The organism is Enterococcus sp. LJL90, from assembly GCF_056924355.1.
The window spans coordinates 476,995-490,055 of sequence record NZ_JBXPBQ010000001.1 but is presented as its reverse complement, the minus strand read 5'-3'; the positions used below and the strand labels follow the sequence as shown (position 1 = coordinate 490,055).

General features: G+C 42.7%; 10 protein-coding genes. 1 reads left to right on the top strand and 9 read right to left on the bottom strand.

The window, feature by feature from the left end:
- Positions 1–7: 7 nt before the first annotated feature.
- Both AC1Z3S_RS02165 and AC1Z3S_RS02160 read right to left on the bottom strand, forming a co-directional pair.
- Complete coding sequence (locus AC1Z3S_RS02165) at positions 8–1,336, bottom strand: MFS transporter (RefSeq protein WP_461738984.1); 1,329 nt, start codon at positions 1,334–1,336, stop codon at positions 8–10.
- A gap of 82 nt (positions 1,337–1,418) precedes the next feature.
- Positions 1,419–2,639 carry a pyridoxal-phosphate-dependent aminotransferase family protein gene (locus tag AC1Z3S_RS02160; RefSeq protein WP_461738983.1) on the bottom strand — a complete coding sequence of 407 codons (1,221 nt, stop codon included), beginning with the start codon at positions 2,637–2,639 and terminating at the stop codon, positions 1,419–1,421.
- A gap of 196 nt (positions 2,640–2,835) precedes the next feature.
- On the opposite strand from AC1Z3S_RS02160, the gene AC1Z3S_RS02155 reads away from it, so the two are divergent.
- Complete coding sequence (locus AC1Z3S_RS02155; protein ID WP_461738982.1) at positions 2,836–4,488, top strand: PucR family transcriptional regulator; 1,653 nt, start codon at positions 2,836–2,838, stop codon at positions 4,486–4,488.
- A 164-nt stretch (positions 4,489–4,652) separates the two neighbouring features.
- Here the strand turns inward: AC1Z3S_RS02155 and arcC are convergent, their stop codons facing one another.
- The 7 genes from arcC to AC1Z3S_RS02120 form a co-directional block, all read right to left on the bottom strand.
- Positions 4,653–5,591, bottom strand: a complete 939-nt coding sequence (gene arcC, locus AC1Z3S_RS02150) for a carbamate kinase (protein WP_461738981.1) — start codon at positions 5,589–5,591, stop codon at positions 4,653–4,655.
- A 176-nt stretch (positions 5,592–5,767) separates the two neighbouring features.
- Positions 5,768–7,033: a YlbE family protein gene (locus AC1Z3S_RS02145; protein ID WP_461737089.1), complete on the bottom strand. Its 1,266-nt coding sequence runs from the start codon at positions 7,031–7,033 to the stop codon at positions 5,768–5,770.
- A gap of 2 nt (positions 7,034–7,035) precedes the next feature.
- A complete protein-coding gene (gene fdrA / locus AC1Z3S_RS02140) occupies positions 7,036–8,799 on the bottom strand; it encodes an acyl-CoA synthetase FdrA (protein WP_461739417.1) in 1,764 nt (587 codons plus the stop codon).
- A gap of 24 nt (positions 8,800–8,823) precedes the next feature.
- A complete protein-coding gene (allD, locus tag AC1Z3S_RS02135; RefSeq protein WP_461738980.1) occupies positions 8,824–9,900 on the bottom strand; it encodes an ureidoglycolate dehydrogenase in 1,077 nt (358 codons plus the stop codon).
- A 32-nt stretch (positions 9,901–9,932) separates the two neighbouring features.
- A complete protein-coding gene (allE, locus tag AC1Z3S_RS02130; protein WP_461738979.1) occupies positions 9,933–10,718 on the bottom strand; it encodes a (S)-ureidoglycine aminohydrolase in 786 nt (261 codons plus the stop codon).
- 31 nt (positions 10,719–10,749) lie between these two features.
- Positions 10,750–11,967, bottom strand: a complete 1,218-nt coding sequence (gene allC / locus AC1Z3S_RS02125) for an allantoate deiminase (RefSeq protein ID WP_461738978.1) — start codon at positions 11,965–11,967, stop codon at positions 10,750–10,752.
- 405 nt (positions 11,968–12,372) lie between these two features.
- Positions 12,373–13,050: an ABC transporter ATP-binding protein gene (locus AC1Z3S_RS02120; RefSeq protein WP_265456394.1), complete on the bottom strand. Its 678-nt coding sequence runs from the start codon at positions 13,048–13,050 to the stop codon at positions 12,373–12,375.
- Between the last annotated feature and the right edge of the window lie 11 nt (positions 13,051–13,061).

Here is a 13,061-nt window from a genome sequence, read left to right as displayed (position 1 = left end):
GGCCTCCTTAATGACTGGCTTTTTTCTTCATGTTTGCAAAGAGGAAGAGCACTGTGCCGACAACTAGCAAAATGACAGAAATGTAAAAGCCCATCTCCTTTGAACCAGTCGTATCGGAAATTGTTCCTGTCAAAGTTGGAGCAATCACTGATGACATCATCCCGAAGAAGTTAAAGACGCCTAATGTGGTCCCAACACCAACCTGCGGCGCATTTTCACCGAGCCAAGAGATGATAATCGGTTCCACCGCTAACTTACCTAAAAATCCATACAAAATCAATGAAATTAATAAAAAGGTTGAATTCGTTGCCTGTACGGTTAATAGCAGCATAGCCGCCGCCAGCAATTCTAAGACAATGATAAAGCTAACTTTTTTATGCATAAATCTGTCCGCTAATTTACTGAAGAACAATGCTCCTGGAATAGAAGCAAAGGCTACTAAAGATGAGGAAAACCCAATTGCCGCTCCTTCAAAGCCCCGTTCTGTTCCTAAGAAATTCGGCAACCAAGTCACGGTCATATAATAAGCGTAACAAGTGGCAAAGTATAACAGATAAGTAAATAACATTTTCGGTGCGAAAAGCTTTGAAATCGACACTTTGCTGGCAGGTTCAGCTGGTGTGCTTGCAGCTGCTTCCTCTGAAACCGCGGCAGCTTCTTGCTGCTGCAAAGCTGCTACATCATCTTTATTGCTACGAATAATAGCTTGAAACGCAAAAATCATACAAATAATCATCACAACGGAAATATACATCATCGTTTGCCAAGGTAAACCTTGTTGAGCTACTAAAAAACTAGATAAAATCATTCCCAAACCTGAACCGACAGCTGATCCGCTATTAACGATGGCAGTGGAAAAACTTTTTTTATCTTTGGGGATATTTTGTGATGTCAGCGAGTAGGCTGATCCGTAAAAAGAGCCACAACCTAAACCGGCCAATAAACTTCCGGCGTAAATCATACCTAAGCTTTGAGCTTGGGAAATTAATAGCGCCGCTACTGCAAAGACCGCAAAGCCGGGAATCAAGACCTTCTTCTTCCCGATTTTATCAACGAGGAAGCCTGCTGGTATCTGCATGGCCACATAACCTAGAAAATAAAAACTTGAAATTGAACCGAGGGCCGTATCTGAAACATTCCCCCCTAGTGATTCCCTAATCTGTGGATAAACTGGTGAAAGGGCCGAGCGGTAAATCCAGATTGTCACCCAACCAGCACACAGCAGGATAACAATTTTTTTCCAATAGGCAAAACCCACATTACTTTTTGTCTGATTCGCTTCCATTTTAGACCTCCAACTAAAAAATTTTTCTGCTTTGGGATTCTTCCCTGACAACCCAATTGTAACCGTTTCCCAAAACAAAAAAATCAGTGAGTTTTCACAAACTCACAAACTTTTTTGTTTACTCTGCACAACTTTATCCATTCATTTGGTCTTGATATTCCTTCAAGGCATAAATACTACCGGCGCCAGCGGGAAACTCATGTCCAAAAGACCGTAGAACAGTCTCAAAAGCACTTAAAAGCAAGAGCACATTAGCCTTTTGACTGCTATACCCCATATTGCCAACTCGCCAAACTTTCCCCTGCAATGAACCAAATGACGAGGCAATCTCGATTCCATATTGACTGGCCAAAGTTTGACGTAAAGCTTCTCCGTCAATCCCTTCTGGAATCATAATTGGTAAAACCGTAGGCATCATAGTCGCTAAATTCCCAAAAAATTCCAGATTCATTTTAGCCAAGCTATCCCGTAAAATTTCAAAATTTTGTTGGTGACGGTGAAAAACATTCTCCATGCCTTCTGCCAGCAATAAACGCAGACCTTCATGTAAGCCGTAAATCATAACGGTTGCTTCTGTGTGATGGTTGATCGGTTGCGGGCTCCAATATTTTTCCAACTGAGACAGGTCTAAATAATTACTGCTGATAAAATGATCGCTCCGTTGGTCATCCCCTAAGCCGAGCTCTTTTTGATAGCGCTCTGCCAAAACAGCCTCGACCCGTTTGTTATACGTAATCAACGACAGACCAGAAGGGACACTTAAACATTTCTGCGTTCCGGCAATGGCAATGTCCACTTGCCAATCGTCAACTTTTAATTCCACGCCTCCATAAGTTGCCACCATGTCAACCACAAAGAAAATATCCTGCTGACGGCAAAATTCACCAATTTTTGCCAACGGCTGCATTTGACCATTCGCCGTCTCACCGTGAATCATAGCAACAATTTTTGGCTGGACTTTGGCAATCGCTTCGATAACATCCTTCTCTTCAAAGGGTGCTTCCCAATCCTTTTCCAACCAAATGATTTCCGCCTGTGCCCGTTGACAGATTTCCCCCAGCAAATAAGCGAAACGTCCAAAGGCCGGAATTAATACCTTATCCCCTGGTTCAATTAAGGCAATCAAAGCCGCCTCAATGCCTGCACGAGAGGTGCCATCAATGGCGAAAGCCTGCTCATTTTTTGTGCCGAAGGGAACCTTAATCATCTCTTTGACTTCCGCCATGATCTGTAAAAAATCAGGATCAAACTGGCCTAAAATGGTTTGGCTCATTTGCCGTAAAACCGACGGCTGCGCCTCGACGGGTCCGGGGGTCATTATAATTCGTTTGCCAACATTAGTTTGTTGATACATCTTCATCAGTCCTTTACTTTTTTTTCAGCATACGAAAAAAAGCGACAAAATTCATTGACCAAATTACCTAATGAGCCAGTATCTTTGTGCAAAACGGCTAAGAAGATTCTTTGCAAATGTTGTCGCTTTCAACTAAAATAAAGGGAAGAATTGGCACATCTGCCAAAAATTATTTGTTATAAAGGAGGGCGACTGCTTGGCAACTTTAGAAGACCTGCTGCAGATACCCCGTTTTTCTGATTTAATTATTCGTTCGGCCCACAAAAATCATCATCACGAAATCGCCAGTGTCGAAATCACCGAGACTCCCGACATCGCCAATTTTATTCCTGAGCATACCTTTATTTTGACTACAGCGATGGCCTATCAGGATAATCAAGCTGGTCTAAAAAAAATGATTGCCTCCTTGAAGGAGAAAAAAAGTGCCGGCTTAGGAATAAAAGTCGGTCGTTTCCACGAAGAAATTGACCCAGCAATCATCGCTTATGGTACCGAGCTGGACTTGCCGATTGTCGAAATTCCTAGCACACAGCCGTTAGGACAGCTGCTTCATAAAATGCTCAGCTATTTATGGGATTCAAAAACCGAGCAGCTAACCTATGCCTTAGATATTCAAAAGCGATTTACTAACCTGCTAATTCATGATGTCAGCAACGCTCGTTTTATTGCTGATTTAGGGAAGATTATTAATGCTCCAACAATTTTGCTGAATCCCTGGAAGGAGGTCTTCGCCCATTCCAGTCACTTTTCCCAAGGAGATAGTGCCACTAGCTTTTTTACCCAGCAGATTACCACTAGCCATTACCGCCGGATAGATAGTGGAAAAACTTCTTTTCTTGTGAAAAATACCAATGGGCGAATGATTCAAATTGCCGGCTTTCCCATCAAAATCGATACCTATTTCCCTTATTATTTATTGATTTTAAATCCTGAGCAGATTCCCTACCCAATTTCCGAATTTGCCATTGATCAGGCAGTGTTAGTTTTAACCTTTATGCTGTTTAAAAATCAAAAAATTCAGGAGTCGATGGATAGCTTAAAAAGCGATTACCTTAATCAATTAATCACTTCACAAAATTTAGAAAAAAACGAGGGACGGGATTGGTTGGATTTGGGACGGTCTTTTGGCATTGTAGACAGCCGTTTTTATCAAGTAAATATCGCTACCTGTTTTGTAAAACCAGCAGATGCCACCAAGCTGCGCTATCAAGCAGAGGCCTCGCAGATTGCAATGGCTTGGCTGCAGGAACAGCTGCCTAGACGGGTCAAAAACACGCTGGTCTTTCCTATCAAAGGCAGCCATGATATTGCACTGCTTTTTCAAGAACAAAATCCTCAGCTGGAACAAATTTTTCAAGATTTGGCAAAGGAGCTGGCAGAAGTCTTGCCAATTAGTCTGCATTTTACTTTGGGAAATGCCTATGAAGTGATTGAAGAGGTCGCTAGTTCCTACGTTGAAGCCAAGATTTCCATGGAGGAATTAAAGCAACTGGCTGAGCCACCTGTCTTTCAGTATTATCATGCCAAGGGACTCTTTGCTTTATTTGAGCAAACTAACACGGAGGATATTCGCTATTTCTGTACGAAAACCTTAAAGGATTTAGCTTATCCCACGGATCCGGCTTTGATTGAGCTCAGGAAAACCTTAAAGTATTATCTAGATTTTAATTGTGAAATTTCAAAAACGGCCAGCCTTCTCTTTTTGCACCGCAATACGATTAAATATCGGATTAATCAATGTGAAGAACTATTAGGTGAGACCATTCAAAATCCCCAAACTAGCTTAAACCTGCGGATGGCAATTGAATTGTCTGAGTCAGCCAATCAAGTTACAATTGCCAAAAAATAGAAAACGCGGCTGCGACACAAGCTAATCCAGTCTGTTTTTCCGAATCCTATTTTGTAATATCTACTAAATAGAGCAAATTTGCGCCAGCCTTGTTGGACCTTTGAACAAATTTACAATGATTCGGATTTGACAGCTGTAAGAACTTGCGTCAAAGCCACGTTTTTTTATCCGTAAATTCTAGTACCGGCTTTCCCTTGTAAAGCCATATCTGCTTCATCCAAGGCACAGATGATAGCTTGGCGCCCCTCTTTGGCAAAGGCGATTGCCGCTTCCATCTTAGGACCCATGCTGCCATCAGCAAAATGGCCAGCAGCCATATACTCTTCAGCCTCTGCGACAGATAATTTTTCTAATTTTTTTTGATTTGGTTGACCGTAATTAATATAGACGTTTGGAACATCCGTCAGCATCATAAAAATATCGGCATTCACCTGCTCAGCCATTTTCTTACCGGTCCGATCTTTATCAATCACGGCCTCTAAGCCATGCAGCATCCCTTCTTCATCTCGAAACACTGGTATGCCGCCACCACCGCCAGCAATTACAATAATATTTTGCGAAAGCAGATGGGAAATTGCATCCATGCCATGAATCAATAGAGGCATCGGTGAAGGGACAACCCGCCGGTAACCGCGACCAGCGTCCTCCATCATCGACCATTTGTTTTCCCTCATCAAGCGCTGAGCTTCGTTTTCCTCATAAAAAATGCCTATTGGCTTATTGGGATGGGTGAAGGCTGTATCGTTGCGGTCTACCTCTGTTTGTGTATGTAAAGTGACAACATTTGCTGTGGAATTGTTTTTCTTCAAAGCATTTTTTATGCTTTGCTCCATCATATAACCGATAAAACCCTGTGATTCAGCATTACAGACTTGTAGCGGAGCAGGAGGCACGATATCTTTTGCAACTTCATTTTGCCGTAAAATATTGCCCACCTGCGGACCATTTCCATGGGTCAATACCACTTCATAATTTAATTTTTCAATGCGGGCAATTTGCTCGGCACTAGTTTCTAGATTTTTTAATTGAATTTCCACGGTCGCTTCTTGCTTCGGTCTTAAAATAGCATTTCCCCCAAGAGCGATTACAACACGATGAGCCATCTGATTTCCCTCCAAATATTTCTTAGCTAAACACGAATTATCCTCGTAAATAAATTTCAAACACAATCAATTTTTTCTTACCAAAAATACTTTAACAAAAACAAAGACTAGTCAGCTGAGTCAACTACTTCCATAATTCAAAACGCTGGACCAGTCCTTGCACTATTTATTTTTTACTATCCTTCAAAACCTAATTTCTTAGCATAGGCTAAGACTGCTTTTTCAAAGCAGTCAATTGGTGGTGTTACTGTACCTGCACCAATCTGCCCTAGGCCAGCCTTTTTATTGGCAATCCCCGTATTAATCACGGGTAAAATACCAGTTTCGACTACCTTGCGGGCATCGATTCCCGTTGTAATCCCTTGGAAATCCCATGTTGGTACTGAGAAATTAGGGTTGTGGGCCAAGGTAATCTCTGTCATTTCTTCACTAGTGTTCAAGGCATCTTGAAATCCGCCGGAACCGACAAAGCGTGTTACTGCCGGAGCAGCAATCATCGCCATGCCGCCAACGCCGAAGGTTTCTGTAATTGCGCTGTCCCCCATATCAGGAGCCGCATCCGCTTCAGAAAAACCTGAAAAATACAAGCCCTTTGGTGTATTTACTGGGCCAGTAAACCACTGATCTCCCATGCCAGCAATGCGAATACCAAACTCATAGCCATTGCGGCACATAGCGGTGACAACTGTGCCTGCTTGAATTGTGCGGGCACCATCCATCACAGATTTGGCAGAGGCCATCATCACATTTAGGAAAAACTGATCGGTATCTGCTAAAAATTGGATGACCGCTTCTTTATCCTCTTGACTGACATCCTCCAAGGAAACAATTGTCGGTGCAACTTCCTTTAAGAAGGCTAAGGATGCAGCAATATTCCGCTGATGAAATTCATCCCCCATCGCTATCGCTTTGGCAATTAAAACATTGATATTCATCGGACCTTTTTTAGCTAAGGCCTTGCTTAAAGTTGGGCCTAGAACATCCTTCATCCAATGCAGACGAGTGATAACCTCCTCAGAATAGGCCCCAAAGCGCAGAACAGCACCAATACCTTCATTCATTGTGCAGTATGCCCGATTATTTTCATCCCGATTTTCTACAACTAAGACCGCCATATTGCCTGAAGTAATGCCCCCCATCGGTCCCACTGCATCAACATGGTGGCAAGGCATTAAGCTGACTTCGCCACTTTCTAACAACTGGCGGGCAGCGGCCTCATCTTGAGCCCAGCCTTCAAAAAGGACTGCTCCAACACAGGCACCTTGAATGGGATCAACCATTTTATCATAGGTAATTGGCGGGCCGGCATGGAGTAACACTTTGCCTTTTTGTAAAGGCGCAATCACTTCTTTAGCAGGAACCACATCTAATAAGAAGGGGGAACCTGCGATAATTTTGGCAACAACTGCTTGATTTGCTTCATCAATTGTGTGATAAACCATCTTTATACCTCAACTTTCAGGGACGCTTTTTTTAAAAACTGCAGCGCTTTTTGTAATTCGAGATTACCGCCGGCTACGGGTTGCCAATCATATTGAACAACTCGACCGCCATAATCAGTAATTGCTTTAGTGAAGCTGCTAAGGCCAATGTTAATAAATTTCTCCGCCTGTAATAATTTGCTTAATGTCACCGGCACTTTAGGAATGATGGCTGTTGTTTCAGCCTTCTTTTGGACAGCTTTTTTAGTTTCTTTCAAAGGTCGCTTAACAAGCGCTAAAGCCGTTTTAACTGCTTGGGCATTACTTTGGCACAAGATTACGCCGGCATCTGTTAAAATTTCTTGTTGAGCAAAGAAATTTTGCGGATCTTCATCGGTTCCCACAATCGTCGCAATCACTGGCAAATTGCGGCCAGCCGCAGCCGCCTCCTCTTGAATTTTTATAATTGTTGGAGCAAGCTCACTGGCCATGTTGTCATGGGCGCCGTAGCCTAACACAATATCTAAAAGCACAGCTGCCGTAGCAGGATCTTGACCAGCCGCCTCCAGCATTTCTTTGCGTTTTGTCGGATCAATCATAGGATGCGGTTTACCGTTTGTATAGATGTCATCGCCAAGGTCAATAATTTCATGACCATCCGCCTGCAAAATAAAGCCTTCCACTCCATTGTCAGCTTGCAATGCAAAAGCTTCTTTAATCAACATGGCGGCTTCATAAGCTAAGGTTCCGCCAGAATAGAATCCTTTGATTGTTTTTTGCGTATCAGCTAATTTGATTTCTGGCACTAGCGTCATTTTTTCAACAAGAGTTGTAGGGTCTTCACCATTTAAAAGCGCCACTGCAATTTCTGCAGTTTCTTCTAAAGTATGAGCATGATATAAGCCGGCTTCATGATAGGTCGGATTTTCACCTAAAAAAATTGTAACAACTGGTTTTTTACTGGCCCGTAATAAAGCTAAGACCTCATCACGAATGGCTTTTGCCGGTGGTTTAGAGATTGCCACAATCACAGCAACATCAGGATCTTGTTCCAATAAAGCAATGCTGTCTTTAAAAGTAGTCCCGCCGATGGCTTCCTTTAAATCCCGGCCACCTGTTCCTAAAGCATGCGTCACTCCTGCTCCCAGTCGATGAATAATCGTCGTCACTTCTTGAATGCCCGTTCCAGAAGCACCAATGACGCCAATTTTACCTTTACGAACCGCATTGGTGAAGGCAATCGGAACCCCATTGATAATACCGGTCCCACAGTCTGGTCCCATCAGTAACAAGCCCTGCTCATGGGCTTGTAATTTTAAGCGGCGTTCATCTTCAATTGAGACATTGTCACTAAAACAAAATACATGTTTGCCAGCATCCAAGGCTTTCTCAATTTCCAAAGCTGCGTGAGTACCGGGAATGGATAAAATCGCAACGGCTGCATCTTCGCCTAGACTGTAAGCCTTGTCCCAAGTTTTTACACGTTCTTCAGAAGTGTCCCGTTGGTTTTTTCCCGCTTGCTCAGCTAAATAATTCTTGGCTTCGGCTACTAAGTCTTCGATGACCTCACCGTTTTCGACATCTGCCACAATCACCATGTCATTCGGTGTGGCTTCAGCTAGTTCCTCTGTGTAAAGGCCCCCCGTTTTAAAAATATCCTTATTGGCGGGTGTCCCCATCATGACAGAAATACTAGTCACTCCTGTCATCGATTCTAAGTGATTGGTTAAAAGCATCAAGACAATCGAGTCTTGGTAGCTGTTCTTTTCAATAATTGTGTGCAGCATTGCTGGATTCACTCGCTTTCTTTTTTATTCGGCGAAGGCACTTTTTCCGCCATACTGATTAAAATGAACGGTATCGCTAATTAAGTAATCATAAATCGGTGCGGCAATTGGAATCCCGTTTTCCATATAATCATCGTAGCGAGCCTGACTCAGCTCACCAGGATAATAGACTTGGTCGAATCCCGCGGCCGGTTTGATTTCATGCAATTCAGCCACCATCTGATCGATATTTTTTTTGAAGGTTGCCGGATCAGTGAAGCGGGCCGGGTCGATAATTAGATAAAGCTGCCCCAAGTTACGTTTTTCTGTTAAATCAGAATACATCGAAGACACATGTTTGCCATAGGGCAGTCCCAATAATGTGCCAGCTAAAATATCGACCATCATCATCAAGCCATAGCCTTTAGGTCCTGCAATCGGCAAAAGCCCATTAACACTATGGGGATTCGTTGTTGGATTCCCCTCAGCGTCAACAGCCCAAGTATTCGGAATCTCTTTGTTTTTTGAGCGAGCATCCAAAATTTTGCCCCAAGCCTGAACCGTCGTTGCCATATCAAAAACAATTGGCTGATGATTTTCCCGTGGAGCCGAAAAAGCGATGGGATTAGTGCCAAAATAGTTTTCGCTGCCGCCGTAAGGTACGACCATCGGATCTGATTGGCACATCGCTAAAGCCAGATAGCCTTGTTGAGCTGCTTTTTTGACGTAATAGGATAAGGCCCCGCTATGACTAGTGCGGGAAACACCGACTAAAGCCAAGCCTGATTCAGCTGCCAAGTCAATGGCATATTTTAATGCTTCATCACAGACATATTGACCTACACCGTTATCACCGTGGACGATACCGGTTGAAGGGCCAGTTTTTTCAAAAGTAATTTTAGGGTCAATAGTGACGCCGCCCTTAGCAATCCGCTCTGCATAATAATCTACTCGAACGGCTCCGTGGGAATGAATTCCACAGGCATCAGCAAAAACTAAATGCTTGGCAGTTTCCTCCGCCTGCTCGTCTTGAAGTCCGGCAGCCAGCAATTTATTTTTAATCAGCCGATGCAAATCGGCTGCTGCAACCGTCACGATTTCTGTTTCTTTCGTTTCAATCATAATGTTTTCTCCTCATGTGAAGGGTCCTTTGTTTAAAGCTGCGGGTCACGGTTGCAATCTTTTGAATAGACATAGGCTAAAGGTTCACCCCGCCCAACAGCATAAGCCGCTTGCTGTACATAAGCACTCATAAAAATGTAATCCCCTTTTTCCACGGGATACCATTGATTGTCGAGATTATACATCCCTTGTCCGCTGATTAAGTAGGCGCCATGCTCTTGAACATGGGTTTCGATGTATCCATGACTAGCGCCAGGTTCAAAGGATAGAATGTGCATGTTCATATCAAAGCCTAAATCCTTTGGCAGAAAATCCCACAATAAAACATCCTTCATCCCTTCATACTCTGTTGGTTCTTGGTCATGAATACTACCGATAACTTTGTAAGCTTCATGGCCTTCAATTGCTTCGTACCGTTTTTTATATAGGAACACTTCGGTATCCTCATTGTGGCCGTTCTCCATAAACATTTTGACGCCTGCTGGAAAATAAGCATAGCCCCCAGCTGCTAAACTGTGTTCTTCCGTGCCATCGGTCACTTTTAATTTACCGGAAATAACATAGACTAAGGTCTGGATGCCTTCGCCACCAAAACCAGTTTCATGGCCGCCATTTTCATGAAAAGTAATAATATAATCTACAAAGCCAGCTCCTAATTTTGGCGAGCCAAGAATAGATAAATCACAGTTTTTAAACCCGGGTATCGTATTTTTAACCAAGCCGTCATGGGGAATCAAAGCAAAATTGTCTTTTTTGATAACGCCCCTTGATTGCAATAAATTATCTGAATAGCCCATTCGTTCATTTTTATAACCCATTTTTTCTTCCTCGATTCCTTTGCTTTATCAGTTAATATGCTAGTTCATGCAACGTGTCGGCTAAAAGCTTAACGCCCTCCACTAAATCAGCGAATTCAGTGGCCTCTGCAGGATTATGACTAATTCCTGCAATGCTCGGCACAAAAATCATTGCGGTTGGAAAATGTGGAGCGATTACCTGCGAGTCGTGCCCCGCTCCGCTATGCATCATCCGATAGCGATAGCCGCCTTTTTTAGCCTGCTCTTCAATTGTTGCAACAATTTTTTCATCCATCGGTACTGGCGCTTCATCCATCCATAAATCGATGTCAGCTGTTAACCCCAACTCTGCTGAAATTTCTGCAATCCTTTTTTCTAAGTTTGTCGTGAACTCAATTAGTTCGTTGGCGTCTGTGTGGCGGCAATCAATTGTAAATAAAACTTCCGCAGGGACAACATTCACCGTATTGGGTTTTGGTTCCACTTTTCCGAAAGTTAATACTAATGGGTCACCGACAGCCTTGGCTTTTTCAATTGCTTCGTTGCAGATTTTAGCGAAGCCATAGACCGCATCATGGCGATAGCCCATCGGAGTCGTTCCGGCATGATTCGCCTGTCCTTTTAAAATGACCGTATAGCGTCTTTGTCCAGCAATATTATTAACAACGCCGATTTGTAATTCTTCATTTTCTAAAACATTGCCTTGTTCAATGTGAATCTCAACAAAAGCATCGATATCTTCACGACGTGTCTGTGCCTTTTTAAAATCAAAGCCTTGTCGCTGCATTTCAGCTACAAAACTAGCTCCACTTGAGTCTGCAATTGCTTCAACATCTGTTCTAACTGCCTCACCAACAAAATTTTTGCTGCCCCAAAAAACCGTCGGGAAGCGGCTGCCTTCTTCTTCCGCCATAGAAATCACTTCGAAAGCTTTTTTAGGCTGTCCATATTTATCTAACAGATATTCCATTGCAGTCATGGCAGCAATTACCCCGTACTGACCATCTAAAGTCCCACCGTTAACGACTGTATCAATATGAGAACCTGACATCACCGTCCGCTGCGTTTCAGAACCGACTGTCCGTCCGAATAAATTGCCGACTTCATCGAATTCAGTGGTCATGCCAAAAGATTCCAGTTCATCCACTACCCAGTTTTGTGCATCTTTCCATGAATCAGTGTAAAGCAAGCGGGTCATCCCACCAGTCGGGTCGCTGCCGATTGCTGAAAGTTCTTTAATTCTTCTTTGTAAGGTTGCTGCTAAATCCATCTGATATCCTCCGTTCTTAATCACATTTACATTGTAAGCGTTTGCCGCTATTTTTATCATTGTTCACGATTAACAAAAATCATGTCTTCATTGTAAGTTTGTGACATAAATCAGTGATAAACGATGGGAAATATTGCTAAGAGGCTTGTAATAGCGGGCTTCTTTACATATTAGCAAAATTCCATTTCACAAATTTTTATCTTTGTAATGATCCTTTTCATTATAAATTTTCTCTTCCTTAGCAACAATCACAGAAGGATAATTAACAGGCAAGAGCCTAGCTAGATTAAACACTGACTTGAAAATCTCCAAGGCACAAAAAAAGAGTGGATTGCTCCACTCAAAAAATTTGTCTTTTATTGAATTCATTCTTTTGCTTTTTTCAACTCACATTAAACCTGAAGCTCAAGCAGGTTCCAATTCTAAAAATTTCTCAGTAAATACTTTTTGTTTTAGTTCGTAGACTTGATCGCAGGCTTTGGCTACTTCAATCTCATGGGTTACGATGATGATGCATTTCCGCTCCTCATGGGCAATTTGTTTGAAAAGCTGGACAATTCCTCGAGAGGTCTCTTCATCTAGATTACCAGTGGGCTCATCGGCCACGATTAAGTTATGGTCACAGCAGATGGCGCGGATAATAGCCACCCGTTGCTGCTGGCCGCCGGAAAGTAACGGTACTTTTTTCTTGGCTAACTCTTCATCAATGCCAACTCTAGCCAAACTATCCAACGCATATTGCTTCTTGTTTTCTCTTTTAGAACCAGAGATCTCCATAGCTGTTAAGACATTATCCAAAGCCGACAAGTACGGCAGCAAATTATAGGCCTGAAAGACAATTGAGACATCTTTTTTGCGATAATTTCGCAAACCGATTTTTTGAATCGGTTCTTCATTGTACAAAATGGAACCAGTCTTGGGTGTATCTAATCCGGAAATTAAAGAAAGAAATGTCGTTTTGCCAGAGCCGCTTGTGCCTAAAATGGCGTAGACCTGCCCGTCATTGAATTCAAGGTCAACCTCTTTAAATAAATAATCTGCTTCATTTTGGTACCAAAAGCCTAAATCCTTGGTTTTTAACATGGTACGCCCTC